This is a genomic window from Rhizobium sp. 18055 (assembly GCF_902706285.1).
GTDB lineage: Bacteria > Pseudomonadota > Alphaproteobacteria > Rhizobiales > Rhizobiaceae > Rhizobium.
In genome coordinates this window covers 1-397 of the sequence record NZ_CACSKD010000454.1, presented here as the reverse complement: position 1 = coordinate 397, position 397 = coordinate 1, and the positions used below count along the sequence as shown (strand labels likewise).

Sequence of the window (397 nt, the reverse complement as noted above, 5' to 3'; positions counted from 1 at the left end):
CCTTATGAGGTGGCCCTGCGTGGTGGTCGCCGATCGCGACTCCCGCAGTCCATCACCGGGCACGCCCCGGGGCGAAGGAGTGTGGCCGAATGTGACACGGCCCGGCTCGGGCTCTGGTAGGAAAGGCCCATGGACGCTCATCCCTCCGATGTCCTGGTGATCGAGAACGAGGCCGACTGCCCGCCGGGCCTGCTGGCCGATGTGCTCTCCCGCGCGGGACTCACCATGCATCTGAACCGCCCCTACCGCGGCGATCAGCTCCCTGCGGACCTGGGCACCTTCGAGGGCCTAGTGGTCCTGGGCGGCGGGATGGGGGCCCGGGACGACGCCGAGCATCCCTGGCTGCCGCAGACCAGGCGCCTGCTGGCACTGGCCGTGGATCGCCACCTGCCCACCC

Annotated in this window: 1 pseudogene; it reads left to right on the top strand. The window is 70.8% G+C overall.

The features are described from left to right. Positions 1–129 precede the first annotated feature (129 nt). A pseudogene (locus GVL52_RS29980) lies at positions 130–397 on the top strand (hypothetical protein); the annotation flags it as partial.